The sequence below is a fragment of the Teichococcus vastitatis genome, assembly GCF_003604215.1.
Lineage (GTDB): Bacteria > Pseudomonadota > Alphaproteobacteria > Acetobacterales > Acetobacteraceae > Pseudoroseomonas > Pseudoroseomonas vastitatis.
In genome coordinates this window covers 96,385-123,010 of record NZ_QXGS01000010.1, presented here as the reverse complement: position 1 = coordinate 123,010, position 26,626 = coordinate 96,385, and the positions used below count along the sequence as shown (strand labels likewise).

Genomic DNA, 26,626 nt, shown 5'->3' with positions numbered 1-26,626 from the left:
GCGCGACCTGGCGCTGCCCGTCGCCCAGTACGACATGGACGCCTACTACAACACCGTCCGCAACAAGTTCTTCGGCACCGGCGATTACAGCGAAAGAAGGTGAGGGGTGGGGAGCCGGCTCAGGCCGGCTCCGGCACCATCATCTGGCTGACCATGTCGCCCAGCGCCAGCGATGCGGTCAGGCCCGGGCTCTCGATGCCGAACAGGTTGATCAGCCCGCGTTGGCCATGCACCGATGGCCCCTGGATGACGAAATCCTGCGCCGCCTGGCCGGGCGGCACGATCTTCGGCCGGATGCCGGAATAGCCCGGCTGCAGCGCGCCATCCGGCAGGCCGGGCCAGTAGCGACGGATCGCCGCGTAGAAGCTGTCGCCGCGGCGGGGGTCGACCTCGTATTCCACCTTTTCCACCCATTCCACATCGGGCCCGAAGCGGCACTGCCCACCCAGGTCGATGGTCAGGTGGGTGCCGAGGCCGCCCGGCACCGGCACCGGATAGATCAGGCGCGAGAAGGGCGAGCGCCCGGCCAGGGTGAAGTAATTGCCCTTGGCGAAATACGCCGTCGGCACATGTTCGGCCGGCATGCCGGCTAGGCTGCCGGCCAGCTTCGGCGCGTACAGCCCGGCGGCGTTGACCAGAAGCTGGCAGCGCAGCTCCATCGGCTCGGCGCCGCCAACCTGGATCTCGGCACCGCCTTCCGGCAGCAGCCGACCTCCCGTGACGGGGCTGTGGAAGGCGAACATGGCGCCGTCATTCTCGGCATCGCCCTGCAGCGCCAGCATGTAGGCGTGGCTGTCGATGATGCCGGTGGAGGGCGAGATCAGCGCCGCAGTGCAGGCCAGGGACGGCTCCATCTCCAGCGCCTCCTCACGGCTCACCAGCCGCAGGTCGGGCACGCCATTGGCCGCGGCGCGCATCTGGATGGAGGCGAGCTTGCCCTGCTCCTCCTCGTTGGTGGCGACGATCAGCTTGCCGCACTGGCGGTGCGGCACGCCGCGCTCGGCGCAATAACGGTACAGCTTGTGCTTGCCCTCGACGCAGGCCCGCGCCATCAGGCTGTCCTTGGGGTAGTAGATGCCGGCATGGATGACCTCGCTGTTGCGCGAGGAGGTTTCGGTGCCGATCCCTTCCGCCGCTTCCAGCACCAGCACCTCACGCCCGGCCGTGGCCAGCGCGCGCGCCACAGCCAATCCGACAACGCCTGCGCCGACGACGACGCAATCGACCTGATCCAATGTCCTGACCTCCCGGGGCCGAAAAGCGGGCCCGTTATCTAGCGCGTCTGACCCGCCGCGTCGCCTCCCGGTTGACCGGGATGGCCTGTCCACCCGCTCAAAAATGCGATGGCGGCCCGATCGGCGCTGCGGTGCTTGACGGAACGGCCGGCGGGCTCCACGCAGCCTGCCATGGCCGCCCCTCCGATCCTTCTGCTGCAAGACATCCGCCTCGGCTTCGGCACCACGCCGCTGCTCGCCGGCGCCACGCTCTCGGTCTCGCCGGGGGAGCGACTGGCGCTGATCGGCCGCAACGGTTCCGGCAAGTCCACCCTGCTGAAGATCGCCGCCGGATTGGCGCAGCCGGATGGCGGCAGCCGCTTCGTGCAGCCCGGCGCCACGCTGCGCTACCTGGAGCAGGAGCCGGACCTTTCCGCTTATGCCAACGTGCTGACCTATGTGGAGGCCGGATTGGCGCCGGGAGACGATCCTTACCGCGCGCACTACCTGCTGGAGCAGCTCGGCCTCACGGGAGAAGAACAGCCTGCGAACCTTTCGGGTGGCGAGGCCCGCCGCGCCGCCCTGGCGCGCGCGCTGGCGCCGCTGCCGGACATCCTGCTGCTGGACGAGCCGACCAACCATCTCGACCTGCCGGCCATCGAGTGGCTGGAGGGGGAGATCGGCGCCATGCGCTCGGCCCTGGTGCTGATCAGCCATGACCGCCGGTTCCTCAGCAGCATGACGCGCGAGATGGTGTGGCTGGACCGCGGCACCACGCGGCGACTGGCGCGCGGCTTCGCGCATTTCGAGACCTGGCGCGACGAGGTGCTGGAGCAGGAGGAGCGGGAGGCGCACAAGCTCGATCGGCAGATCGCGCGCGAAGAAGACTGGATGCGCTACGGCGTCACCGCCCGGCGCAAGCGCAACGTCCGCCGCGTCGCCGAGCTGGCCGGGCTGCGGCAGCAGCGCCGGGAACGCCGCGCCGCGCAGGGCGGGGTGAGGATGGCGGCGGCGGAGGGCGAGGCTTCCGGCACGCTGGTGATCGCCGCCGAGGGAATCGGCAAGTCCTATAACGGCCGCGCCGTGGTGCGCGACTTCTCCACGCGGGTGATCCGTGGCGACCGCGTCGGCATCGTCGGGCCGAACGGCGCGGGCAAGACCACCCTGCTGTCCATGCTGACCGGCGTACTGGCGCCGGACGAGGGCGAGGTGCGGCTTGGCACCAACCTGGAGATGGTGACGCTGGACCAGAAGCGGGAAGCGCTGGATGGCGCGCTGGGCGTGGCCGAGACGCTGACCGGCAAGCGCGGCGACCAGGTCTGGGTGAACGGCCAGCCGCGCCACGTGATCGGCTACATGAAGGACTTCCTGTTCCTGCCGGAACAAGCGCGCACCCCGGTGTCTGCCCTGTCGGGCGGGGAACGCGGGCGGCTGCTGCTGGCCCGTGCCTTCGCCACGCCGTCCAACCTGCTGGTGCTGGACGAGCCCACCAACGACCTCGACCTCGAGACGCTGGACCTGTTGCAGGAGCAGATCGCCGACTACGCCGGCACGGTGATCGTGGTCAGCCACGACCGCGACTTCCTGGACCGCGTCTGCACCAATGTCATCGCCTGGGAAGGCGAGGGGCGGTGGCAGGATTATCCCGGCGGCTATTCCGACATGGTGGCGCAGCGCGGCCACGGCGTGCGCGCCCGGGCCGAGGCGGGCAAGCCGGCCGCGACCACGCCGAAGCCGGCCGCGAAGCCGGATGCCGCGCCGGCCCGCAAGAAGCTATCCTTCAAGGACCAGCACGAGCTGGACACCCTGCCGGCGAAGATGCGCAAGCTGGAGGCCGAGGCGGCCAGGCTGCGCGAGATCCTTGCCGATCCCGGGCTCTACACGCGCGACCGCGCCCGCTTCGACAAGGCAAGCGAATTGCTGGCCCGCAGCGAGGCCTCCCTGGCCGAGGCCGAGGAACGCTGGCTGGAGCTGGAGATGCTGCGCGAGGACGCCGCGGGATGACAGCCGCGCCAAGCCCTGCGGGCCGGGCCGCCTTGCACGTCGCCACCACGCGTTGACCGCCGCAGCATCGATGGGGAGCGCCGCAATTGGCTGCCGATGAGGATGACGAGGATGAGTCGCCGCCGGGCCTGCCCGCCGGCACGCCGTTCTACATGACTCCTGCCGGCCATGCCGGGTTGCAGGCCGAGTTGCGCACGCTGTGGAACGAGGAACGGCCCAAGGTGCTGGAGATCGTGTCCTGGGCCGCCAGCCTCGGCGACCGCAGCGAGAACGCCGATTATCAATACGGCAAGCGCCGCCTGCGCGAGATCGACCGCCGCGTCCGCTTCCTGCGCAAGCGGCTGGAGCGAGTGCAGGTGGTGGACCCGGCGGCGCAGCCGCGCCGCGACCAAGTGTTCTTCGGCGCCACCGTCACCTATGCGCGGGAGGATGATTCGGAGCACAGGGTCACCATTGTCGGCGTTGACGAGACGGATCTGGAACGCGGTCACATCTCCTGGGTGTCGCCGGTGGCGCGGGCGCTGCTGAAGGCCCGGGTCGGCGACCTGGTGCGCATCCGCACGCCGGCCGGTCCGGAGGAGGTGGAAGTGGTGGCCATCTCCTACCCGGCCGGCAGCTAGGCGCGGGCCCGCTCGCGCGTTTTCCACGACGACGCCACGGCTTCCCGCTGGTGCGGCGCCGCGGCCGGCCTCAATCTGGCGTTGCGGCACGCCTCGTCCCGTTGCCGCCACCAGGAAACGCCGGGGCCGCTACGTCATGTCCGATCCGACCGCCTTGCCACCCCTGCCATCGGGGCGGTCACCGCGCGTCTTGCTGCGGGAGGCGCTGCTGCGCCTGCTGCGCGGCTGGAAGGGGCTTTCCCCGGTACCGCGCGGGATGGTGTGGATGGCGCTGTCCGGCATGTCGTTCAGCCTGCTCAATGCCTTGATGAGCGGGCTGACGCGGGAGATGCACCCCTTCCAGGCGCAGTTCCTGCGCTACCTGTTCGGCTTCATGGTGATGCTGCCGCTGTTGGCGCGGGCCGGGCTGGCGGCCTATGCGCCAAACGGTGTGGGCGGGCAGCTCTGGCGCGGGGCGATCCACACCGCCGGCCTGCTGCTGTGGTTCCTGGCGCTGCCGCACATTGCCCTGGCCGATGTCACCGCGCTGGGCTTTACCGGGCCGATCTTCGTGATGCTGGGCGCGGTGCTGTTCCTGAAGGAAAAGGTGGTGCTGTCGCGCTGGATCGCCGCGGCGGTCGGGCTGGTGGGCGTCGCCATCGTGCTGGTGCCGAAGCTGAGCGGCGGTGGCGGCATCTGGACGCTGGTGATGCTGGCGTCCTCGCCGCTATTCGCGGCCTCCTTCCTGATCACCAAGGTGATGACGCGGCGGGACAGCCCCGAGATCATCGTGATGTGGCAGGCCTTCAGCATCACGCTGTTCACGCTGCCCTTCGCCCTGTGGGACTGGACCTGGCCAGATGCGCGCCAGCTCGCCTGGTTCGCCATGGGCGGCGCGTTGGGCAGCCTCGGCCACTGGTTCCTGACGCTGGCCTTCCGGGTCGCCGACCTGTCGGCCACCCAGCCGGTGAAGTTCCTCGATCTCGCCTGGGCCTCGCTGCTCGGCTTCATCCTGTTTGCCGACATGCCGGCCTGGACCACCTTCGCCGGGGCGGCGGTGATCTTCGCCTCGGCCACCTGGATGGCCCGGGCCGAAGCGCGGACACCCCGGCAGCCGGCCCGCTGACCGGCGCCGGAGGCCTTTCCCTTAGTTGCTGGACACGCCGGCCAGGGTCAGGATGGTCGCCATGGCGGTGGCCACGCCCTTTACGCTGGGGCCTTGCTCCACATCGATCCATTCCTCCAGCGAATGGGCACGGCCGCCGCTGCCGCCGGTGCCCAGCGTCACCGCCGGAATGCCCAGGCTGATGGGGATGTTGCTGTCGGTGGAGGAGAACTCGTGCACCAGCTCGTAACCCTGCGCGCCGATCACCGTGGCGGCGACGTGGGCGATGCGGGACTCCGCCGGCGTCACGCCGGCCGGCCGGTCGCCGATCTGCTTCACCTCCACGCTGATCTCGCCGCAGCTCGTGTCGCGTGCGGCATTCTCGTCGGCGGCCGCCTGCGGCAGGATGGCGAGGAAGCGCTCCTCCAGGACCGCCAGGGCCTCGGCCGAGGCGGAGCGCAGATCGACCTCCATCCAGGCTTCCTCGGGGATGGCATTGATGGAGGTGCCGCCGCCCACCTTCCCGATCGAGAAGGTTGTCTTGGGCCGGGCCGCCACGCGGATGCGCGACAGGTCGTCGGCCGCACGGGCCAGCGCGAACATCGGGTTCACCAGGCCGAAGGCGCCGAAGGAATGGCCGCCCGGGCCGCGGAAGGTGATGCGGTAGCGCTTGCTGCCGACGGCACCGTGCACCAGCCGCGCCGGATCGATGCCATCCATGGCGATGAACCCGGCAACACGGTCGCGCCAGCGGCTGTCGCGGAAGAACGCCTTCACGCCGCGCAGGTCGCCGGCGCCTTCCTCGCCCACCGAGGCCAGGAACAGGATGCCGGCGCGGGTGCGGATGGCGGCCTTGTCGAGAGCGCGCGACATGGCCAGCAGCACCGCCAGGCCGCGGGTGTCGTCGCCGACGCCCGGGGCGCGCAGCACCGTGCCCTCACGCTTCACCGTGACGTCGGTACCAGCCGGGAACACGGTGTCCAGATGCGAGCACAGCACGATCACGCCGGCGGATGGATCGGTGCCGGGGCGAAGCGCGGTGACATTACCTTCCGCGTCGGTGTCCACCTCCTGCAGCCCCTGTCCGCGCAACAGTTCCGCATAGGCGGCGGCGCGCTTCGCTTCGCCGAATGGCGGGGACGGGATCTGGGTCAGGGCGATCAGCTGCTCAACGAAGCGGTCATGGTCGGCGTCCAGCGCCTCAACGAGACGTGCGAAGGCGGGGCTGGACAGGAGGGCCCTGGCATCCTGCGCCGCATCGTCGCCGCCGCTGGCGGTGAGCAGGGCGCGCAGGGTGGGCTCAACATCAGGCATGGCGGCAACCTTCCAGGCAAACAATCGGAGGGCCCGGTTGTCCGGCCATGCCCGGCCAGCGGTCAAGGGGCGGCTCAGGTGCCGATGCGCAGCGGCGCCTGCATCTTCCGCAGACAGGCGATCACTGACAGGGCGGTGATGCGGCCGGTCTTCGGATTGTCCGAGGGGACGTTCTCGATGCTCATGGCGAAGCGGGCGGAGTCGGCCTCCACCTCGATCCGGTGCGTGTTGCGCGTGACCGTCGGGTCGGCCCAGATTTCCAGACGGGTCCGGTCCGGGCCGATGCCGGCCAGGGACAGGGCCACGGCCACGTTGAGGTTGGCCGGGAAGCCGCGCGCGGCCTCCCGGGCCGTGCCCTCGAAGACCCGCAGCGGCGCCTCGATCCCCTCGATGCGGATGTTGTTTTCCGTGAGATAGGGCGCGCCGAGCAGGCCGCGCACCGGCTTGCGGGTGATCATGCGGACGGAGGTGACCTCGCCCTCGGCCGCGGCCAACATGGCGTCCAGCCCGATCAGGGCGCCGGTCGGCACGATGATGTGGGCACCGTGCTGGGCTGCCAGGGATGCGAGGTGGTCGTGCTGCAGCAGGGCGCCGGCGCTGATCACCACGGCGTTCTTGCCCGCGCGCAGGAAGGGCTCGACGATGGAAGGCAGCAATGCGGCCGGGGCGCATTCCACCACCAGGTCAGCCTGGGGCTCCAGCTCGGCGATGTCGAGCACGGGCACCGGATTGCGCAGCTGCTCCATACGACGGGCTGCGGCCGGCTTCTCGCGCGCCGACACCACCGACAGTTCAAAGCCGGGAATGCCCCGATCCAGCGCCAGGGCGAGCGCCTGGCCGATGGCACCGAAGCCGGCGATGGCCACCCGCAAGGGACGGCGGCGAGGGGGGGCAATGGCATTCATGACGCGCGATCCTGGCACTGTGAGATGCGAAGGCACCGTCATGTCACAAGCCGAGCGATCATAACAGTTGGCGCCCCCGGAGATGGCGGGGGAGCCACCTCCGGAGTTGGCCACAAGCCGGCTTGGGGCCGCGACGCCGCACCTGGGGGAGGGCGGCTGCGCATCGCCGCCAGTTCCGGGGGAGGATCTGGCAGCGCTGTCCTGGCCAAGCTAGGCCGAGTGCCCTGGCCTGCCAAGTTGAAGAATTGACACAGTTCGGAGAGAACTGGACAGAATCTGGATCATCGCCCTCTCAAAAAACAGCGGCCTGGGGCACATGCCCCAGGCCGTTGCGATCTCCAGGGCAGGAGGAGAGAGGTCAGCCAGCCGCCTCCGGCGCGTGCTCGTTCTCGCCATCCGGGCCGTTGTCGTCCGGCTTCGGAAGAGCGGGAAGCGGCGCCTCGATGAACTCGAAGGTGAGCGCGTCGTCCTTCATACCCACCTTCACGGCGCCGCCCTTGGCCAACTTGCCGAACAGCAATTCCTCGGCGAGCGGCTTCTTGACGTATTCCTGGATCACGCGCGCCAGTGGCCGCGCGCCATACAGGCGGTCATAGCCCTTCTCAGCCAACCACTCCTTGGCGCCCGAGGACAGCTCGATGGTGACGTTGCGATCCGCGAGCTGGGCTTCCAGCTGCATCACAAACTTCTCCACCACGTTGCCGACGATCTCCTGCGTCAGGCCGCCGAACGGCACCACGGCATCCAGGCGGTTGCGGAATTCCGGGGTGAACAGGCGCTTCACCGCCTCCTCATCCTCGCCCGTCCGCTCCTCGCGGCCGAAGCCGATGCCGGCCCTGGCCATGTCCGCAGCACCCGCGTTGGTGGTCATGATCAGGATCACGTTCCGGAAATCGACCGTCTTGCCGTTGTGGTCGGTCAGCTTCCCGTGGTCCATCACCTGCAGCAGGATGTTGTAGAGGTCCTGGTGGGCCTTCTCGATCTCATCCAACAGCAGCACGGCGTGAGGGTGCTGGTCGATCGAATCGGTCAGCAAGCCGCCCTGATCGAAGCCGACATAGCCCGGCGGCGCGCCGATCAGGCGGGACACCGAATGCCGCTCCATGTACTCGGACATGTCGAAGCGGATCAACTCGATGCCCAGCGTCTTGGCAAGCTGCTTGGCCACCTCCGTCTTGCCGACGCCCGTGGGGCCGGAGAACAGGTAGTTGCCGATCGGCTTCTCCGGATCGCGCAGCCCCGCCCGAGACAGCTTGATCGCAGCTGACAATGCCTCAATCGCCTTGTCCTGACCGAACACCATCGACTTGAGGTCGCGCTCCAGGTTGCGGAGCGTTTCCTTGTCGTCGGTGGACACGCTCTTGGGCGGGATCCGGGCGATCTTGGCGACGATGTCCTCCACGTCCTTCAGGGTGACGGTCTTCTTCCGCTTCCCTTCCGGCTGCAGCATGCGGGAGGCGCCGACCTCGTCGATGACGTCGATCGCCTTGTCCGGCAGCTTGCGGTCATGGATGTACTTGGCCGACAGCTCCACCGCGGCGCGGATGGCTTCCGGCGTGTACTTGACCTTGTGGTGTTTCTCGTAATTGGTCTTGAGGCCGGTCAGGATCTTCACCGCATCCTCGACCGTCGGCTCGTTAACGTCGATCTTCTGGAAGCGGCGGACCAGGGCGCGGTCCTTCTCGAAATGCTGGCGGTATTCCTTGTAGGTGGTGGAGCCCACGCAGCGCAGGGTGCCCTGAGCCAGTGCCGGCTTCAGCAGGTTGGACGCATCCATAGCGCCGCCGGAGGTGGCACCGGCACCGATCACCGTGTGGATCTCGTCGATAAACAGGATCGAGCCGGGCTGCTGCTCCAGCTCGTTCACCACGGCCTTCAGCCGCTCCTCGAAATCGCCGCGGTAACGGGTGCCGGCCAGCAGCGAGCCCATGTCGAGCGCGTAGATGGTGGACTTCAGCAGCACCTCGGGCACGTCCCCCTCGATGATGCGCTTGGCCAGGCCCTCGGCGATCGCCGTCTTGCCCACACCGGGGTCACCCACGTAGAGCGGGTTGTTCTTGGTCCGACGGCACAGGATCTGGATGGTGCGCTCGATCTCGGAGTCGCGCCCGATCAGCGGGTCGATCTTGCCCTGCTGCGCCTTCTTGTTGAGGTTGACGCAGTAGTTGGACAATGCGTCCTGGCCCCGGCGGCCGGAAGGCTTCTCTTCCTTCTCGCCCGGCTCCTCGCCGCCCGAGGAGGCGGTGGGGGAGGCCGGCGGCGCGCCCTGGACCGGACGGTTGGTGGAGCGGCCCGGCGCCTTGGCGATGCCGTGGCTGATGAAGTTCACGGCATCCAGCCGGGTCATGTCCTGCAACTGCAGGAAATAGACCGCGTGGCTTTCCCGCTCGGAGAACAGGGCCACGAGGACGCTGGCTCCCGTTACCTCGTCCCGCCCCGAGGATTGCACGTGAATGGCGGCGCGCTGCACCACGCGCTGGAACCCGGCGGTGGGCTTGGGATCGCCCGTCCGCTCGGTGACCAAGCCGGCGAGATCCTTATCAAGGAACTCGGCGAGGTCGCGTTTCAGCTTGTCCTGGTCGACGCCGCAGGCGCGCAGCACGGTGGCGGCGTCGGTGTCGTCGACCAGGGCCAGAAGAAGATGTTCGAGCGTAGCGTATTCGTGCCGGCGTTCATTGGCGAGCGCGAGGGCACGATGGAGCGTCTGCTCAAGGTTGCGGGACAGCATGCGTTTGACGCTCCCCTTCCAGGAACGGTGCCGGAGGATGGGAGAGCCCGGCACCGAGAAGAATTCGGCCTTCCCACCCAGCCTGAACGGAGAGTGAGACCTCTCCTTAAAGACGGGGTGCAGTGCGACCGTTTCAAGAGGTTAGACAGAAGCCGGGGCGCGCCGCCACCGGCATCTGTGAAGAAGCTGCCACGAATCCGCCATTTCGGGCGGCCGCGTGGCTTAGTCCTTCTCGATGGTGCATTGGAGCGGGTGCTGGTTCTGCCGGGCCAGGTCCATAACCTGGGTGACCTTGGTTTCGGCAACCTCGTAGGTGAAGACGCCGCAAACCCCCACGCCGCGGCGATGGACGTGGAGCATGATGCGGGTCGCCTCGTCACGGCTCTTCTGGAAGAACCGCTCCAGCACATGCACGACGAATTCCATCGGCGTGTAGTCGTCGTTCAGCATCAGCACCTTGTACATGGCGGGCTTGCGGGTGCGCGGACGCGCCTTGACGACGACGCCAGTCGCGGCACCGTCACCGCCCTGTCCACCTTGCCCCGCCCCGCCCGTGCCGTCCGGGTCCTGCCCGTTTCCGTCCTGAGCGTGGTGCCTGTTGTGGTCCGTCATATCGTTGCCGAGGGCCTGCCGGTTATCTGCTGCACGTCTGGGGAAATCCCGCGGACTGAACCCGGAAGACCGTGAACCGGGCCGGACAAGAGCATCCTGCCGAGCCCCGGAGCCATCCAGGTGGTTGGGGATAATATCGGAGCCGGGGCGCCAAGGTGAAGGGCCCGGTGCAGGAAAGCCGCCGGAAAAGCCGCTGGCGGGGAAAATAACGGCGGCCAAAACAGCAGCGGCCCCGCCGCTCGGTCATGAGCGGCGGGGCCGTGCAGGCTGTTCAAACAGGCCAGGATCGCGACGGCCCGTGAACCGGCCCGCCGCGCTCGCCTGACTGGAAGCGCTGTTTACTGAGCGGCGCTCTGCTGAAGCGCGGCCGGGCGGGCGATCCGCTCCATGGCCAGCGTCATGCGGGCGGCGATCGGCGCGGAAGACTGCTCGGCCAACTTGAAGGCGGCTTCGTTCAGCTTGGTCGCCTCCGCCATGCCCTTCTCCATCTGCGACTTGGCGAAGGTGGTCTGCAGCTCCATCGCGTCGCGCAGGCTCTTGACGGTGGCCAGCGCCTTGGCGTTCTGCAAGGCTTGCTCGTTCATCGCCTGCATCACGGCGAAAGCCTGCTTGCTCAGCTCCTGCATGCCGCTCATGTAGGTCTGCGTGGCCTTGGTGAGCGCCTCGACATTGCCGCGGCTGAACTCCATGGCTTCCTCGGTGGCCTTACGGAAGCCATCCGCCGTGCGGGTTGCCTGATCCATGCTTCTCTCCGTTGCCGTGCGGCTTTGTTCCGCGCCGGTCTGCAGTGTTTTGGGCATAGTGGGAGGGGTGGCGTTGCTCGAAGCCTGTTCGATCAAGACCTTGGTCTCCTCAACGACGGCCTGCAAAGCCTCCGGTGCTGGAGTGATCTTGGGCTTCGCTGGCTTGGGCGCATTCGTCATCGCGTCCTCCCTCCGTGATCCAGTGTCCCGGCACGCCGGGGCAGGCCCTCCTCGCAGCTTCGGACGCGGCACGCGAGGGCCATGGGGCGGCATCCGAATGCCATGCCTTTGGTGCGGCGCAGCATAAAACCGTTATGGCAATGAAGTTGCATGAAGTCCAGAAGTTTTTTTGCACTGCAGCATGGCTGTTTCGGAGAGCGCCCCGGCTCTGCGGATCGCAGCCCGAGCGATCCTCCAGAATGTGGTAAGACCGTGCTGTAAGGCTTTGGGGAAAACCCTTGTTCGCCAAGCGTTCCGGGTGACACCTAGTTAGCGAATTGCTTAGTATCCGTTCGCCTCACGGGGGAGTGAGGTTGCTTCGGGGGATGACTATGCAATTGGGTCGTGCGGTCCGGCAGCTGGGGCTCATTGCCGCCTCCGCGCTGCTGATGGCTGCCTTGCCGCGCTCTGCCGCGGCGCAGATCGGCAGCGCGCGATACGCCGCCGTCGTGCTGGATCCGCAATCGGGCAAGGTGCTGTTCGGCAGCAACGCCGAAGCGCCGCGCCATCCGGCATCGCTGACCAAGATGATGACGCTCTACATGCTGTTCGGCGCGCTGCGGCGTGGCGAGATCAGCCTGCAGCAGCGCCTCGAGATGACGCCCACGGCCGCCAGCCGCCCGCCTTCGAAGCTGGGTCTGCCGCCGGGTCGCAGCATCACGGTCGAGAACGCCATCTACGCCCTGGTCACCAAATCGGCCAATGACGTGGCCTCGCTGCTCGGGGAAACGCTTGGCGGTGGCAGCGAACCGCGCTTCGCCCAGATGATGACGCTGCGGGCGCGCGCCATCGGCCTGAGTGGCACAACCTTCCGCAATGCCTCCGGCCTGCCGGACATCGACCAGATCACCACGGCCCATGACATGGCGATGCTGGGCCTCCGGCTGCAGCGCGACTTTCCCGAATATTACCATTACTTCGGCACCCGCCGGCACGTCATGGGCCCTGTCACGCTGCGCAACCACAACCGCATGCTGGACGCCTATGAAGGGGTCGATGGCATCAAGACCGGTTATGTCGATGCCAGCGGCTTCAACATCGTGAGCAGCGCGCAACGCGACAACCAGCGGCTGATCGTGGCGGTGTTCGGCGGCAGTTCCTGGGTGGAGCGGGACCGCCACGCGGCGGCGCTGCTGGATCGCGGCTTCGCCCAGCTTGGCGTTGACGGCAGCGGTGGGGTGGTGATGGCCAATGCCGCTGTTCCGCGTGGTCTGGCCCTGGCCGCGGTGGGCGGCACGGCTGCGGCCGCGACGCTGCGCACGGTTCGGGCCGGTGGCATGGTGGCGCGTGCTGCCCCGTCGCTGACCCGCCGGGCCGCAGCGCGCCCGGTGGCCGCGACGCGTTCGGTTGTTGCCGCTCGCAAGACGGTCCGCCTCGCCGCCGCGCAGGCCTCCGCGCGCAATCCGGACCGTCCGGCCGCGGCAACACGGCGCGTGGCGGCGCGCACGGTGGTGGAGCAGGGGGATGGCGGTACCCGCGTGCGGGTTCGGACTGTTGCACCGGCCCGTAAGCCCGTGGTGAAGCCTCGTCGGCGCTGATTCGCCCGGTCAGGCGGCTTCTGCCGCCTGGCACGGTCCGGATGATCGCGCCCGGGTCACAGTTTTTCACCCGCCGCACCGGGCTGGCAACGCGGCCGTTACAACAGTGTCCCATCTCTCCTGCAAAGGCGGCGCCTGTGCCGCCTGGAGGGAAGGATGCCCGACATGAACCGTTCGTTCGGCCCGATCATGCTCAGCGCCGTTCTGCTGGCGACGACCCTGCCGGCCCTGGCGCAGCCGGCGCCGCAACACCGGCCCGGCACCGCTGGCCTGTTTGACCTGACCGATGGCAACCACGATGGCCGCGTCGCCGAGAGTGAAGGATTGAATTTCCTGTCGGCCCGCTTTGCCGAGGCGGATGCCGACCGTGACACCGCGCTGACCCGGCAGGAGCTGGGCGATTTCCTGCGGACCTGAGCCGTGGCGATGCGGTCGGCCGAGGCACGCCCGGCCCTGCCGGAGCGCGCCCGGCACGCCATGGAGCAACGGGTCGACGCCATGTTCCGCGCCGCGGACAGCAATCGTGATGGACGGGTGACGCTGGAGGAAGTGCGGCCGATCGCCGTGGCTTTGTTTCGGGCGGCCGATCGCGATGGTGACGGCGCCCTGGCCGGGACTGAGCTGCGCGGCAGCCGGAACCATCGCCATCCGGGCTGAACCTGCGACACTGTCAGGAAAAGGAAAACCCCGATGGTGGGTGCGACAGGGATTGAACCTGTGACCCCCGCCGTGTGAAGGCGATGCTCTACCGCTGAGCTACGCACCCATCGAGGTGGGGCGGGAAATACCGGGGGGGACGAGGGCTGTCAAGCAGTCCTCCGCCGGGTTTTCGCCCTTCAAACAACCGGCTGCACGCCCACATCCCATTGATGCGTTGCTTCGCCGCCGTTCTCATGCTTGCAGTCACGGCATTGCCGGTCCTGGGGCCGCGCCCGGCCCTGGCGGAGCCGCTGCGCGCCGTGTATGGCGTGCAGGCGGCAGGCCTGCAGGTGATGCGGCTGGAGGTGGTGTTCGACCTCGCCGCGCCGGGCCGGTACAGCATCGAATCGCGGTCCCGCTTCACTGGGGTGGCTAGCCTGTTCAGCGGTGGCGGCGCCACCTCCCGGGTGGACGGTACCTGGCAGGATGGGCAGGTGGCGCCGCAACGCTTCATGGTCGATGGCGTGTGGCGCGGCGAGCCGCGCAGGGTGGTGCTCGACTACCCGCAAGGCGATCCGATACTCCGGCAATTGCTGCCTGCCACCGACCCGGACCGGGAGCCGGTGCCACTGGAACTGCGGCGCAATACCATCGACTCCCTGAGCGCCCTGGCGCAGCTGACCCGGAACCTGGCCAGCAGCGGACGCTGCGAAGGCCGCGCGGCCGTGTTCGACGGGCGCCGCTCCGCCGAGTTTACCGCCCGCACGCTGGGCCGCGACATCCTGGCGCCATGGCGAACGGCCTGGCATGGCGAAGCGGTCCGCTGCGGCTTCAGTGGCCGGCAGACCGGCGGCTTCCGCCGCGACGACGATGCGGAAGCGCGTGCGCCGCAGGAGGGCATGGCCTGGATGGCACGGCCGTTCCCGGGCGCGCCCTTTCTGCCGGTGCGGGTGCAGATGCCCGGCCGCTGGCTCGGGCCGTTGACCGGCTACCTGCTGGAAGTCGACGGGGCACCCGCCAGGGCGGATGCCAGCAGCGGCGGCAACTCAGCCGGGCGGCTCGCCACCGGCGCATCGCCCGCCATTTCCGGCAATCCGTAGCCCCATCCGCAAAAGATTGCCGGCAGCCCGGCCGCGGCTCCGGCGGCCACGTCGTTGTGGTGGTCGCCCACCATCACGGCACGGCCTTCACTGCCGCCGGCGGCGGTCAGGGTCGCCAGCACATGAGCCGGGTCCGGCTTGCGCACCGGAAAGCTGTCGCCGCCGCCCAGCGCCGCGAAGCGGTGCGCGAGGCCCAGCGCCTCCAGCAGCAGCCGTGCCGCACGCTCGGGCTTGTTGGTGCAGACGGCCATGCGCCATCCCGCCGCCTGCAACTGGTCCAGCACCTCGGGAATGCCGGCGAAGGGTCGCGTTTCCACCGCCGCGTGCTTCTCATAATCAGCGAGAAAGGCGGGCAGGGCGGTGGGGTCGGCCGGCAGGCCGCGGGCGGCGAAAGCGCGCTGGATCAGCACCGGCACGCCATCGCCGATGAAGCGTGTCACCTCCTCCAGGGTGAAGGGGGGGTGGCCGCGGGCGGCCATCAGCCGGTCCAGCGCGGCGCGGATGTCGGGGCGGCTGTCCACCAGGGTGCCGTCCAGGTCGAAGATCACGGTGCCTGTCATGGGCGGCAGCCATGCCATGTTTCCTTCGGCAATGCGATGTGACGCCGGCCCCGGCAGCGGCCCCTTGCCCGACAGGGGCGATCCCCGGCACAAGCGTGGACATGCCAGCCACCGCCATTCTGCTCGCCGCCGGTCTCGGGACCCGCATGAAAAGCCGCCTGCCCAAGGCGCTGCACCCGATCGCCGGGCGGCCGATGCTCAACCACCTGATCGCTGCCTGCGAGCAGGTGTTCGACCGCGTCGTGGTGGTCACCGGCCCCGACATGCCGGCGCTGGAACGCGCCGCCGCGCCGCACGCCACGGTGGTGCAACGGGAGCGCCTGGGGACTGGCCACGCCGCGCTGCAGGCGGCGCCGCTGCTGGAAGGTTTCGACGGCGACGTCGCGGTGCTCTATGCCGACAACCCGCTGATCGCCCCGGACACGCTGACCCGCCTGCGCGCCGCCCGGTCCGAGGCCGGGCTCGCGCTGCTGGCGATGCGCCCTGCCGATCCGGCGAAATACGGGCGCGTGCTGCAGGATGCGAAGGGCGACGTGATCCGGATCGTCGAATTCGCCGACGCGGATGCAGCCGAGCGGGCGATCGGCCTGTGCAATGCCGGCGTACTCTGCGCCCCGGCCGGCGAATTGTTCGGCTGGCTGCGCCAGGTGCGCAACAACAACCGTGCCGGCGAGTACTATCTGCCGGATGTGGTGCCCCTGGCGGTGGCCGCAGGCCGCCGCGTGATCGCCGTGGAAGCGCCGGAAGCCGAACTGCGCGGCATCAACAGCCGCATCGAATTGGCCGAGGCTGAGGCGGAGGTGCAGGGACGGCTGCGCCAGACGGCGATGGCGGGCGGTGCCACCCTGATCCGGCCGGACAGCGTCACCTTCAGCCACGACACGCGGCTTGGGAAGGACGTGGTGGTCGGGCCCGACGTGGTGTTCGGCCCCGGCGTCACGGTCGAGGACGAGGTCGAGATCCGCGCCTTCTCCCATCTGGAGGGCTGCGTGGTGCGGCGCGGCGCCGTGATCGGACCTTTTGCCCGGCTGCGGCCGGGTGCGGAGGTGGGCCCGCGGGCGCATGTCGGCAATTTCGTGGAACTGAAGAACGCCGTGCTGGGCGAGGGTGCCAAGGCCAATCACCTGGCCTACCTGGGCGATGCCAGCATCGGTGCCGGCAGCAACATCGGCGCCGGCACCATCACCTGCAACTATGACGGCTTCAACAAGCACCGCACCGAGATCGGCGCAGGTGTGTTCGTCGGCTCAAATTCCACCCTGGTGGCGCCACTGCGCTTGGGCGACGGTTCGTTCACCGCCGCCGGCTCCACCATCACCCGCGACGTGGCGCCCGACGCGCTGGCGTTCGGCCGGACGCGCACCACGGAGAAGCCTGGCCTGGCCGCCGCCTTTCGCGACGCCCGCTCCAAGGAGACGAAGTAGGAATGTGCGGCATCGTCGGACTGGTGGGGCGCGATGCCGCCTCGCCGCGCCTGCTGGAAGCGCTGCAGCGGCTGGAATATCGCGGCTATGACAGCGCCGGCATCGCCACGCTGGTGAACGGTCACGTGGAGCGGCGCCGCGCCGAGGGCAAGCTGCAGAACCTGGCGGCCGTGCTGGACCGCCAGCCCCTGGCCGGCACCACCGGGATCGGCCACACGCGCTGGGCGACGCATGGCGCGCCCACGGAGCGCAACGCGCATCCGCACGGCACCGCCCGCGTCTCGGTGGTGCATAACGGCATCATTGAGAACTACGCCGAGCTGCGTGCCGAGCTGGAGGCCGAGGGGGTCGCGTTCGAGACCGAAACCGATACCGAGACGGTGGCCAAGCTGCTCGATCACCTGCTGGCCGGCGGCGCCACGCCGGAACAGGCGGTGTCTGCCACGCTGAAGCGCATCCACGGCGCCTTTGGCTTGGCGATGATCTTCGCCGGCCACGGCCGCAAGTTGATCGCGGCGCGCCAGGGCAGCCCGCTGGCCGTGGGTTACGGAGAGGAGGAGATGTTTGTCGGCTCCGACGCGCTGGCGCTGTCGCCGATGACCCGCCGCATCGCCTATCTGGAGGAGGGCGATTGGGTGGTGTTGTCGGACAATGAGGCGCGGTTCTTCGACGCCGCAGACCGGCCGGTGCAGCGCGAGGTCAAGCTGACCGCCTATTCCGGTGCCGCCGTAGGCAAGGGCAATTACCGGCACTTCATGGAAAAGGAACTCCATGAGCATCCGGTGGTGCTGGGCGACACGCTGCGCCAGCATATCGACCCGGCGACCCGTGCGGTGGTACTGCCGCCGCTGCCCTTCGATCCCGCGGTGGTGCCCAGGATCACCTTTTCGGCCTGCGGCTCGGCCTATCTGGCGGCGCAGGTGGGGCGCTACTGGATTGAGCAGGTGGCCCGCATCCCGGTGGATTCCGACGTCGCCAGCGAGCTGCGTTACCGCGATCCGCCGCTGCCGGAGGGTGGCGCCGCGCTGCTGGTCAGCCAGTCCGGCGAAACGGCCGACACTCTGGCGGCGCTTCGCCTGCTGAAGCAGCGCGGGCAGCATGTGCTCGCTGTGGTGAATGTGAGCGAAAGCACCATGGACCGGGAAAGCGACGGCACGCTGCTGACCATCGCGGGCCCGGAGATCGGCGTCGCCTCCACCAAGGCTTTCACCGCCCAGCTCGCGGTGCTGGCCAGCCTGGCGCTGGGCTTCGGCCGGGCGCGCGGGACCCTGTCGGCCGGGGAAGAGGCCCGCCTCACGGCCGCCCTGCTGGAGGTGCCCGGCCATGCCGCGGCGCTGCTGGAGAAGGGCAGCGAGATTCAGGACATGGCCCGCGAGGTGGCCCTGGCCCGCGACGTGCTGTTCCTGGGCCGCGGCTCGCTGTACCCGATCGCGCTGGAAGGCGCGCTGAAGCTCAAGGAAATCTCATACATTCACGCCGAGGGCTATGCGGCGGGCGAGATGAAGCACGGGCCGATCGCCCTGATCGACCGCGACGTGCCGGTGATCGCGCTCTGCCCCTCAGGCCCGTTGTTCGAGAAAACCGCCTCCAATTTGCAGGAAGCGGCGGCGCGTGGCGGCCGCATCATGGCCTTCACCGATGCCGCAGGGGCACCGGCGCTCCGCCGCTTCGCCGAGCGGGTGGTGGTGTTGCCCACCGTGGATCCCTTTGTGGCGCCGATCCTGCACGCCATTCCGGTGCAACTGCTGGCCTACCACGTCGCTGTGCTGAAAGGCACCGACGTCGATCAGCCGCGCAACCTGGCGAAGGCCGTGACGGTGGAGTGATCGGCGCCCGGCTCGTCGCGGACGGCATGCGGGCCGCCGGGCATCGCCGGCGGCTCTTGCCATGCTGCGCCGCGGCAGCACCGTTCCAGTCTGCCGAGGCCGTCACGATCCATGTCCTGGAGCCGCCGTTCCCAGACCGAGTTGTTGGCGCGCCGCTACCTGGCAAGCCGCGGCGGCACGCCGATGGTGCGCGACCCGCTGACGCTGGCGGTGCCGCAGTTGCAGCGGGAAGTGGAGCAGGTCGGTCGTCTGGCGCGGCTGGATCTCAGCATGGCGGCGGCGCTGCTGTTGTCGGCCGTGGCGGTCACGCTCACGGCGTGGCTGGCGCCGCTGCACGGCTCGGTGCTGACGATGATGCTGTATCTGCACCTGGTGCCGCTGTTCGCACTCGGCGTCTGCATCTGGGCCGCGATCGTTGTGGAGCAATCCGGACCGCGCTGGATGCTGGCCCGGCGCATCGGACACGCTTTGAGGGCTGGCGCGCTGATGGAAGCGCTGGAACTGGCGCTGCGGGGCCTGCCCCCCGCAGCGCCCCGCCGCCTGAGCCGCTAGATGCGGCCCATCAGCATCATGATCAGCAGCACGATCAGGATCAGCCCCAGCACTCCGGACGGGCCATAGCCCCAGCCGGTGCTGTAGCCCCAGCGCGGCAGCGCGCCGATCAACAGCAGGATCACCAGAATCAGCAGGATGGTGCTCATGGTTTCCTCCATGCGGCGCAGCCGGATGCCCGCCGCCGTGTTGGACGCCGGTTTATGGCCGCGTCTCTGTCTGAAACGCCGGTAGGCGGATACCTGTTGCGCAGCATCGCCGATAATCGCGCGCGGCCCGGGCTGACAGTGCCGCCCACCGGGCCTAGTCTTTCCCGGCCAGAAGCGCGGGCGCCAAGACGCGCCGGATCAGGGAAGAGGTGCCACCATGCTCGATACCGTTGCCAAGCTGCCGCTCAAGGACCCCGACCTGCTGCGGCAGGCCAACCTGATCAATGGGGAATGGGTGCAGGCCGATAGCGGCAAGACGCTGGAGGTGCGCAACCCCGCCACCGGCGATCTGGTGGGCTCGATCCCCGCCATGGGGCAGGCGGAGACGCGCCGCGCCATCGAGGCCGCCAACGCGGCCTGGCCGGCATGGCGCGGGATGCTGGCCGGCGAGCGGGCCGCCATCCTGAAGAAGCTGGCGGCGCTGATGCTGGCCAACACCGAGGATCTGGCCGCCATCATGACCGCCGAGCAGGGCAAGCCGCTGGCGGAAGCGAAGGGTGAGGTGGCCTACGCCGCGTCCTTCATCGAATGGTTCGCCGAGGAAGCCCGCCGGGTGAACGGCGAGACCATCCCGCAGAACGCCAAGGGCCGTCGCATCCTGGTCACCAAGGAGCCGGTCGGCGTGTTCGCCGCCATCACGCCGTGGAACTTCCCGGCCGCCATGATCACCCGTAAGGCCGGCCCGGGCTGGGCCGCGGGCTGCACCGGGGTGATCCGCCCGGCCTCGCAGACACCGTTCTCGGCCCTGGCTATCGGCGTGCTGGCCGAGCGCGCCGGCATGCCCAGGGGCGTGTGCAACGTGATCACCGGCCCGTCCTCCGGCACCGGCAAGGAGCTGACCGGCAATCCGCTGGTCCGCAAGCTGTCCTTCACCGGCTCCACCGAGGTGGGACGGGTGCTGCTGGCGCAGTGCGCCGAAACCATCAAGAAGACCTCCATGGAGCTGGGCGGCAACGCCCCCTTCATCGTGTTCGACGATGCCGACCTGGACGAGGCGGTGAAGGGCGCCATGGCGTCGAAGTACCGCAACACCGGACAGACCTGCGTCTGCGCCAATCGCGTCCTGGTTCAGGAGGGCGTGTATGAGGCCTTCAGCCAGAAGCTGAAGGCCGCCGTCGAAGGCCTCAAGGTCGGCAATGGCATGGAGGACGGCGTCACTCAGGGGCCCCTGATCAATGCCGACGCGGTGAAGAAGGTGGAGGCGCACATCGCCGATGCGCTGTCCAAGGGAGCCAGCGTCGTCACCGGCGGCAAGCCGCACGACAAGGGCGGCAACTTCTTCCAGCCGACCGTGCTGGCCAACGTGCCGCATAACGCCGTGATCTTCCGCGAGGAAACCTTCGGACCGGTTGCGCCGCTGTTCCGCTTCAAGACGGAGGAGGAGGCGATCCGCCTGGCCAACGACACCGAGTTCGGCCTCGCCGCCTATTTCTATTCGCGCGATGTCGGGCGCATCTTCCGCGTCGCCGAGGCACTGGAATACGGCATCATCGGCATCAACGAAGGCATCATCTCCACGGCAGAAGCGCCGTTCGGCGGGTTCAAGCAGTCGGGGCTGGGCCGCGAGGGCAGCTCGCACGGAATCGAGGAATACCTGGAAACCAAGTACCTGGCCCTGGGCGGCATCGGCGGCTGAGCGTCCGGGCACATGGCACGCCGGCGGCGGCTTGACGTCAGGCCGCCGCCGGCCCTTCTTGCCCGCACCGGATGCAGCAGCAGGGGGACGCCCGCCCGATGAGCCAGTACGACTTCGACCTCTTCGTCATCGGCGGCGGCTCCGGCGGCGTGCGCTGTGCCCGGATCTCCGCCGGCCACGGCGCCCGGGTCGGCGTCGCCGAGGAGCGCTTCTGGGGCGGCACCTGCGTCAATGTCGGCTGTGTGCCGAAGAAGATCATGGTGCAGGCCGCCGAATACGGCCAATGGGCGCGGGAGGCGCCGGCCTTCGGCTGGACCGGGATGCAGGCCGGAACCCATGACTGGCCGGCGCTGGTCGCCGCCCGCGACGCCGAGGTGCGGCGCCTGTCCGGCATCTATGACCGGCTGCTGGGCAATGCCGGCGCAACGGCGTTCAACGCCCGCGCCACCTTTACCGACCCGCACACCCTGGATGTCGGCGGGCGGCGCATCACCGCCGAGCGCATCGTCATCGCCGTGGGTGGACGCCCGATCCGTCCCGAGATCCCCGGCTGCGAACTGGGGCTGGTGTCCGACGACCTGTTCACGCTGCAGGAACTGCCGCGCCAGATCACCGTGATCGGCAGCGGCTACATCGCGCTGGAATTCGCCTGCCTGCTGCGCGGCCTGGGTGCCGAGGTCGATCTGGTGTACCGCCAGTCCCTGCCGCTGCGCGGCATGGACAACGAGCTGCGGGAGGTGATGGCCGAGGCGCTGCTCAACCAGGGGATCCGCCTGCATCCTGGCGAAACCCTGGCCCGGCTGGATCGTGCCGAAGGGGGCGTGGCGCTCACCACCGGCTCCGGCAAGACGCTGCCGGCGGGCCAGGTGATCTTCGCCACCGGGCGCGTGCCGCACACCGAAGGGCTGGGTCTGGACCGCGCCGGCATCACGCCCGGCCAATCCGGCTGCGTGCCGGTCACGGTGCAGCAGGCCACGGAGCAGCCGCACATCTTCGCGCTGGGTGACGTGACCGATCAGCTGAACCTGACGCCGGTGGCGACGGCGGTGGGCCACGCCCTCGCGGACACGCTGTTCGGCAACAAGCCGCGGCTTGTGAGCTTCCTGAACGTGCCAACCGCGATCTTCACCTCGCCTCCCGCCGCCATGGTGGGACTGACCGAGGAGGCCGCGGCGCAGGAAGGGCCGGTGGAGATCTATTCCGCCCGCTTCACGCCGATGCGGCACACCATCAGCCGGCAGCCGCGCAAGACCCTCATGAAGCTGGTGGTTTCGACCCGCACCCGACGGGTGCTCGGCGCGCACATGCTGGGCGAGGATGCCGCGGAAATCATGCAGGGCATCGCGGTCGCCATCGTCGCCGGAGCCACCAAGGAGGATTTCGACAACACCATCGGCATCCACCCGACGGCCGCCGAGGAGTTCGTCACGCTGCGCACCGTGACGCGGCGCATCGGCGGGTAGGAAGTGTCCGCCCGGTGGGACCGCTGCTCCGCCTCAGTGTCTTCCTGTCGCGGCTGGTGCGGAATCCGCCCAACCGCCGGGTGGCATGGGTGATGCTGGGAGCGCTGATCCTGTCCGTCGGCCTCGTGGTGTTCGAGCGCACGATCGGCTGGCCCGAGGCGCTGCGGACCGAGAAGGTGCCGATGCGCCGGCTCGGTTCCTAGAACCGTCCCGGGATCAACCCTGCTGCCAGGGAAGCGGCGGGTCCTCGGGTTCCGGCCGGCCACGGCGCATGCGGCCGCGCGACAACTCGGTCACCACGCCATGCAGGGTGCGCAGCTCCTGTTCCGTCACCTCGCCCCGCTGGAACCAGTGGCGGAGGTTGCGCACCATGCCCGGCCGCTTCGGCAGGTTGTCGAGAAAGCCGCAGGCGTCCAGTTCGGCCGTCAGCCGCTTCAGGAAGCCTTCCAGCTCGCCCTTGGTCGCCACATGCGTCTCGTTGGTTATCAGCTGCCGCGGCGGCGTCCTGTCCTCGGCAGCGTTCCACCACTCATAGGCCAGGATCATCACGGCCTGGGCCAGGTTCAGCGACATGTGGTCGGGGTTCAGCGGGTAGCGCACCAGCGTGTCGGCATGCGCCATGTCGTCGTTCTCGAGGCCGGCGCGCTCGGGCCCGAACAGAATGGCGGAGCGGAGCCCGCGGGCGCGGCAGATCTCCACCAGATCCTCGGCCGCGGCGCGGGCGGTGCGCAGCGGCGTGACGATGTGGCGCGGGCGCGGGCAGGTGGCAAAGACGCGGTGGCAATCGGCCACCGCATCGGCCACCGTGTCATGCACGGTGGCGGCGTCCAGGATGCGGTCCGCGCCGGAGGAGGCGTGCCAGGCCCGCTCCAACGGCCAGCCATCGCGCGGCGCCACCAGCCGCAGGTGGAACAGCCCGCCATTGGCCATGGCGCGCGCGGCGGTGCCGATGTTCTCGGCCAGTTGCGGGCGCACCAGCACGACGATCGGGCTTTCGCCGGGCAGGGGCTTCAGGTCGGCGCCACCATCGCGGCCGGTCATGGGCAGGCAATCCTCGGGCGGGGGTCGAAATGTGCCCCCGGATAGCCGCCCGGGCCGTGGCAGGAAAGGGGCCGGCTCAGCGGCGTTGCGCGAGGTAGTTCTGCAGCACGGCGATCTCCTTCTGCTGCGCGCCGATGATCTCCTCCGCCATGGCCCGCAACACGGGATCCCGGCCGTGCTGAAGCTGAATGCGGGCCATCTCGATGGCGCCCTGGTGGTGCGGGATCATGGCGGCGGCGAAATCGCGGTCGGGATCGCCGCTCAGGGGGATGTCCATCGCGGCGTGCATCCGCTGGGTGGCGGCCTGCATCTCGACCACCGCGGGGCCGGAGGGTGTCGCGGCGGCGGCGCCATGTCCGGCATGCTGGGCGGAGGCCGCGCCCGACAGCGCCAGAAACAGGACCGGCGCCAGGGTCAGGCGGCGGAAGCAGTGTGTCATGATCTAGCCTTCAGTCTGATGTTCCAGGGTCCCACGCCTCCCAGGCGCGGCCCGGCACGGATTGGCAGGGTTGCCCCGTAGCATGGCAAGCGCCGAAACGCTCGGTCACAGAAATGGCCCTGGCAACGGTGTCATCATGCCCCAGATGCAGTGAAATCCCTAGCCGGAGCCGCCATGCCTCGCAGCAACGCTATCGCGCGTCCTCCCTGGCGCAATCGCCAGGATCACTTCTCACCCCTCAAGCTGGCGGTGCTGCTGGCCCTCTGTCTGCCAGCCCTGTTGCTGGCGCTGTGGGCGGCCCGGGGTGAACTCGGCAGCCGGCCGGTGACCGAGGCGATCCACATGACCGGGCTCTGGGCCATCCGGATCCTGCTGATCTCCCTGCTGGTGACGCCGCTGCGGCAGATGCTGCGCTGGCCGCGCGCCCTGCTGGTTCGCCGGATGCTGGGGCTCGGCGCGTTGAGCTACGCGCTGATACACCTGCTGCTCTTCGCGGTGGACCTCAAATGGGATCTGGCGAAGGTGATCAGCGAGATCGCGCTGCGGATCTACCTCACCATCGGCTTCGCGGCGCTGCTGGGGCTGGTCGTGCTGGGTGTCACCTCGACGGATGGCTGGGTCCGACGGCTCGGCGGCCGACGTTGGCAGGCCCTGCACCGGGTGGCCTACGCCATTGCCGTGCTCGCCCTGGTACATTTCACGCTGCAGACCAAGCTGGACGTGACCGAGGCGATGCTGACCGCCGGGCTGTTCCTGTGGCTGATGGGGTATCGGCTGCTGGCTCCCAAGGGCGGCGCGCCGGCGCCGATCCGCCTGGTGGCCCTGGCCTTCCTGGCAGCCGCCGGCACGGCTCTGCTGGAGGCCGGCTGGTACGGGGTGGCCACGGGAATACCGTTCTGGCCCGTGTTGCAGGCCAATCTCGACGTGACCTTCGGCTTGCGGCCGGCGCTGTGGGTCGGCTTGGCCGGCTTCGGCATGGCGGCGCTGGGGCTGGCGGGCCGCTGGGGCGGCGCGCCGCGGCCGCTGCTGCGCCGCCAACCCGGCTAGCTCAGGCGCGGCGCCAGGTGGTGCCGCCCGGCCCGTCCTCCAGCACGATACCCTGGGCGGCCAGTTCCGCCCGGATGCGGTCGGCCTCAGCCCAGTTCCTGGCCGCCCGGGCGGCCAGCCGGGCGGCGATCGCGGCTTCCACCGCCGCGCCGTCATCCGGCCCCCCCTGACGCCAGCTGCGCGGATCCGTCTCCAGCAGGCCGAGCACCCCCGCCGCCTGCCGCAGCGCCGCCGCCGCCTGGCCGGAATCCGGCTGCCACGAGCGGCCCACCCGGCTGAGCACGGCGGTGGCCGAGCCGCCCACCGTGGCGACGTTCTCCAGCGTGCGCAGGTCGCGCAGCCGGGCAATGGCCAGCGGCGTGTTGAGGTCATCGCCCAGCGGTTCCAGCGCCCACTCGGCCATCTCGGCGACCAGGGGGTCGTCCGCTTCCGGCTGGGGCAGGTCGCGCGCCAGAACGGCGTAGAAATCATCGAGTTCGCCGCGTGCCTCCCCCAGGCGCTCCGCGGTGTAGTCGATGGCGCCGCGATAATGGGTCTTCAGCAGCAGCAGGCGGAACGCCTCGCCGGCCCAGGAGCCATGGGCCAGCAGGTCGCGCAGCGTCAGGAAATTGCCGAGCGACTTCGACATCTTCTCGCCATTGACCAGCACCATGCCGTTGTGCATCCAGAAACGGGCGAAGCTGCTGCCGGGAAAGGCGCAGACGGATTGCGCCAGTTCGTTCTCGTGGTGCGGAAACAGCAGGTCGTGCCCGCCGCCATGGATGTCGAATTCAGGACCCAGGTAGCGCCAGGACATCGCCGAGCACTCGATGTGCCAGCCGGGCCGCCCGCGCCCCCAAGGGCTGTTCCAGCCCGGCAGATCATCGCCCGATGGCTTCCACAGCACGAAATCGCCCGGATCACGCTTGTAAGGCGCCACCTCGACCCGGGCGCCGGCCAGCATCTCGTCAGTGGACCGGCCGGACAGCCGGCCGTAATCGCGGTAGCTGCCGACGGAGAAGAGAACATGCCCATCGGCGGCGTAGGCGTGGCCGTTCCCGATGAGCCGTTCGATCAGCGTGATCATGCGATCGATGTTGTCGGTGGCGCGCGGTTCCTCGTCCGGCGGCAGGCAGTTCAGCGCCGCCATGTCGGCATGGAAATCGGCTGTGGTGCGCGCGGTGATGGCGGCAATCGGCTCGCCACTCTCCTGCGCGCGGGCGTTGATCTTGTCGTCCACGTCCGTGATGTTGCGGACATAGGTGACACGCGGATAATGGCGGCGCAGCAGCCGGGCCAGCACGTCGAACACCACCACCGGCCGGGCATTGCCTAGATGCGCCAAGTCGTAAACGGTTGGCCCGCACACATAAAGGCGCACATGCTGCGGGTCGATCGGGACAAAGAGGTCCCGTTGCCGCGTGGCGCTGTTGTGGAAGGCCAGTTCGGTCATCATCCTGCCTTGCATGGGCCATCCGGCCGGGCGGGATTGCCGGCGCGGGACAGCGGCGGTGGTGTGCCAGATCGGCCACCTACGTCAACCACTTCCGGACGGACCGCGGGCGGCGTGCCGGTATCGGCCGTGCTGCTGAGAAAACCGGACAGGTTGGATCCGGCTGTGCGGAGGCATGCCGGAACGCGAAGCATTGCGGCGCACAAACAGAAAAGGCCCCATGCACGGGGCAGGGCCTTTGTTCTGATCAGAACCCGGAATGGATCTGGGAGGCTGC

25 protein-coding genes and 1 tRNA gene are annotated in these 26,626 nt (G+C 69.1%); 14 read left to right on the top strand and 12 right to left on the bottom strand.

The window, feature by feature from the left end; translation table 11 throughout:
- Positions 1–119: 119 nt before the first annotated feature.
- Entirely contained in the window at positions 120–1,235 is a 1,116-nt protein-coding gene (locus tag D2K64_RS14165; protein ID WP_120009013.1) for an NAD(P)/FAD-dependent oxidoreductase, read from the bottom strand.
- A gap of 171 nt (positions 1,236–1,406) precedes the next feature.
- Here D2K64_RS14165 and D2K64_RS14160 point away from each other — a divergent pair, with 171 nt between their 5' ends.
- The 3 genes from D2K64_RS14160 to D2K64_RS14150 all read left to right on the top strand — a co-directional run bounded on the left by D2K64_RS14160 (position 1,407) and on the right by D2K64_RS14150 (position 4,943).
- Positions 1,407–3,218, top strand: coding sequence for an ABC-F family ATP-binding cassette domain-containing protein (locus D2K64_RS14160; RefSeq protein WP_120009033.1), 1,812 nt, complete (start codon positions 1,407–1,409; stop codon positions 3,216–3,218).
- A gap of 128 nt (positions 3,219–3,346) precedes the next feature.
- Positions 3,347–3,838: a transcription elongation factor GreB gene (gene greB, locus D2K64_RS14155; protein WP_456316377.1), complete on the top strand. Its 492-nt coding sequence runs from the start codon at positions 3,347–3,349 to the stop codon at positions 3,836–3,838.
- A 136-nt stretch (positions 3,839–3,974) separates the two neighbouring features.
- Positions 3,975–4,943 (top strand): DMT family transporter, encoded by a 969-nt coding sequence (locus D2K64_RS14150; protein ID WP_120009011.1) that lies wholly within the window; start codon positions 3,975–3,977, stop codon positions 4,941–4,943.
- A gap of 21 nt (positions 4,944–4,964) precedes the next feature.
- Here the strand turns inward: D2K64_RS14150 and D2K64_RS14145 are convergent, their stop codons facing one another.
- The 5 genes from D2K64_RS14145 to D2K64_RS14125 form a co-directional block, all read right to left on the bottom strand.
- Positions 4,965–6,236, bottom strand: coding sequence for a M20/M25/M40 family metallo-hydrolase (locus D2K64_RS14145; RefSeq protein WP_120009010.1), 1,272 nt, complete (start codon positions 6,234–6,236; stop codon positions 4,965–4,967).
- A 74-nt stretch (positions 6,237–6,310) separates the two neighbouring features.
- Positions 6,311–7,141: an aspartate dehydrogenase gene (locus D2K64_RS14140; protein ID WP_120009009.1), complete on the bottom strand. Its 831-nt coding sequence runs from the start codon at positions 7,139–7,141 to the stop codon at positions 6,311–6,313.
- Positions 7,142–7,499: 358 nt separating this feature from the next.
- Entirely contained in the window at positions 7,500–9,869 is a 2,370-nt protein-coding gene (clpA, locus tag D2K64_RS14135; protein ID WP_120009008.1) for an ATP-dependent Clp protease ATP-binding subunit ClpA, read from the bottom strand.
- A gap of 222 nt (positions 9,870–10,091) precedes the next feature.
- Entirely contained in the window at positions 10,092–10,481 is a 390-nt protein-coding gene (clpS, locus tag D2K64_RS14130; protein WP_238384194.1) for an ATP-dependent Clp protease adapter ClpS, read from the bottom strand.
- A gap of 338 nt (positions 10,482–10,819) precedes the next feature.
- Positions 10,820–11,404: a phasin family protein gene (locus D2K64_RS14125; RefSeq protein WP_238384193.1), complete on the bottom strand. Its 585-nt coding sequence runs from the start codon at positions 11,402–11,404 to the stop codon at positions 10,820–10,822.
- A 377-nt stretch (positions 11,405–11,781) separates the two neighbouring features.
- Here D2K64_RS14125 and D2K64_RS14120 point away from each other — a divergent pair, with 377 nt between their 5' ends.
- The 3 genes from D2K64_RS14120 (at position 11,782) to D2K64_RS14110 (ending at position 13,638) form a co-directional block, all read left to right on the top strand.
- Positions 11,782–12,981, top strand: coding sequence for a D-alanyl-D-alanine carboxypeptidase family protein (locus tag D2K64_RS14120; RefSeq protein WP_238384192.1), 1,200 nt, complete (start codon positions 11,782–11,784; stop codon positions 12,979–12,981).
- A 165-nt stretch (positions 12,982–13,146) separates the two neighbouring features.
- Entirely contained in the window at positions 13,147–13,398 is a 252-nt protein-coding gene (locus D2K64_RS14115; protein ID WP_120009005.1) for an EF-hand domain-containing protein, read from the top strand.
- A 9-nt stretch (positions 13,399–13,407) separates the two neighbouring features.
- Positions 13,408–13,638, top strand: coding sequence for an EF-hand domain-containing protein (locus D2K64_RS14110; protein WP_120009032.1), 231 nt, complete (start codon positions 13,408–13,410; stop codon positions 13,636–13,638).
- A 34-nt stretch (positions 13,639–13,672) separates the two neighbouring features.
- Here D2K64_RS14110 and D2K64_RS14105 read toward each other — a convergent pair.
- Positions 13,673–13,747 (bottom strand) — tRNA-Val (locus D2K64_RS14105).
- A 127-nt stretch (positions 13,748–13,874) separates the two neighbouring features.
- On the opposite strand from D2K64_RS14105, the gene D2K64_RS14100 reads away from it, so the two are divergent.
- Complete coding sequence (locus D2K64_RS14100; protein WP_120009031.1) at positions 13,875–14,720, top strand: DUF3108 domain-containing protein; 846 nt, start codon at positions 13,875–13,877, stop codon at positions 14,718–14,720.
- Here D2K64_RS14100 and gph read toward each other — a convergent pair.
- Positions 14,609–15,280, bottom strand: a complete 672-nt coding sequence (gene gph / locus D2K64_RS14095; RefSeq protein ID WP_238384191.1) for a phosphoglycolate phosphatase — start codon at positions 15,278–15,280, stop codon at positions 14,609–14,611. The two genes, D2K64_RS14100 and gph, sit on opposite strands and share 112 nt — an antisense overlap.
- Before the next feature lie 101 nt (positions 15,281–15,381).
- On the opposite strand from gph, the gene glmU reads away from it, so the two are divergent.
- From glmU to D2K64_RS14080, 3 genes are all read left to right on the top strand, one after another.
- Positions 15,382–16,704 (top strand): bifunctional UDP-N-acetylglucosamine diphosphorylase/glucosamine-1-phosphate N-acetyltransferase GlmU, encoded by a 1,323-nt coding sequence (gene glmU, locus D2K64_RS14090; RefSeq protein WP_120009003.1) that lies wholly within the window; start codon positions 15,382–15,384, stop codon positions 16,702–16,704.
- 2 nt (positions 16,705–16,706) lie between these two features.
- A complete protein-coding gene (glmS, locus tag D2K64_RS14085) occupies positions 16,707–18,530 on the top strand; it encodes a glutamine--fructose-6-phosphate transaminase (isomerizing) (protein ID WP_120009002.1) in 1,824 nt (607 codons plus the stop codon).
- 111 nt (positions 18,531–18,641) lie between these two features.
- The gene (locus tag D2K64_RS14080; protein WP_157985842.1) at positions 18,642–19,082 is read left to right on the top strand and encodes a hypothetical protein; all 441 of its coding nucleotides are present in this window, start codon (positions 18,642–18,644) and stop codon (positions 19,080–19,082) included.
- Here D2K64_RS14080 and D2K64_RS14075 read toward each other — a convergent pair.
- Positions 19,079–19,231: a DUF3309 family protein gene (locus tag D2K64_RS14075; protein WP_120009030.1), complete on the bottom strand. Its 153-nt coding sequence runs from the start codon at positions 19,229–19,231 to the stop codon at positions 19,079–19,081. The two genes, D2K64_RS14080 and D2K64_RS14075, sit on opposite strands and share 4 nt — an antisense overlap.
- A 217-nt stretch (positions 19,232–19,448) precedes the next feature.
- On the opposite strand from D2K64_RS14075, the gene D2K64_RS14070 reads away from it, so the two are divergent.
- The 3 genes from D2K64_RS14070 to D2K64_RS14060 all read left to right on the top strand — a co-directional run bounded on the left by D2K64_RS14070 (position 19,449) and on the right by D2K64_RS14060 (position 22,593).
- Entirely contained in the window at positions 19,449–20,927 is a 1,479-nt protein-coding gene (locus tag D2K64_RS14070) for an NAD-dependent succinate-semialdehyde dehydrogenase (RefSeq protein WP_120009000.1), read from the top strand.
- Positions 20,928–21,025: 98 nt separating this feature from the next.
- Positions 21,026–22,390, top strand: coding sequence for a glutathione-disulfide reductase (gene gorA / locus D2K64_RS14065; RefSeq protein ID WP_120008999.1), 1,365 nt, complete (start codon positions 21,026–21,028; stop codon positions 22,388–22,390).
- A gap of 14 nt (positions 22,391–22,404) precedes the next feature.
- Positions 22,405–22,593, top strand: coding sequence for a hypothetical protein (locus D2K64_RS14060; RefSeq protein WP_120008998.1), 189 nt, complete (start codon positions 22,405–22,407; stop codon positions 22,591–22,593).
- 13 nt (positions 22,594–22,606) lie between these two features.
- Here D2K64_RS14060 and D2K64_RS14055 read toward each other — a convergent pair whose 3' ends face one another.
- Both D2K64_RS14055 and copM read right to left on the bottom strand, forming a co-directional pair.
- The gene (locus D2K64_RS14055; protein WP_120008997.1) at positions 22,607–23,431 is read right to left on the bottom strand and encodes an RNA methyltransferase; all 825 of its coding nucleotides are present in this window, start codon (positions 23,429–23,431) and stop codon (positions 22,607–22,609) included.
- Positions 23,432–23,507: 76 nt separating this feature from the next.
- The gene (copM, locus tag D2K64_RS14050; protein ID WP_120008996.1) at positions 23,508–23,870 is read right to left on the bottom strand and encodes a CopM family metallochaperone; all 363 of its coding nucleotides are present in this window, start codon (positions 23,868–23,870) and stop codon (positions 23,508–23,510) included.
- Between the two features lie 174 nt (positions 23,871–24,044).
- On the opposite strand from copM, the gene D2K64_RS14045 reads away from it, so the two are divergent.
- Entirely contained in the window at positions 24,045–24,917 is an 873-nt protein-coding gene (locus D2K64_RS14045; protein ID WP_120008995.1) for a protein-methionine-sulfoxide reductase heme-binding subunit MsrQ, read from the top strand.
- A 1-nt stretch (position 24,918) separates the two neighbouring features.
- Here D2K64_RS14045 and cysS read toward each other — a convergent pair whose 3' ends face one another.
- Positions 24,919–26,349 (bottom strand): cysteine--tRNA ligase, encoded by a 1,431-nt coding sequence (gene cysS, locus D2K64_RS14040; protein WP_120009029.1) that lies wholly within the window; start codon positions 26,347–26,349, stop codon positions 24,919–24,921.
- Positions 26,350–26,626 lie beyond the last annotated feature (277 nt).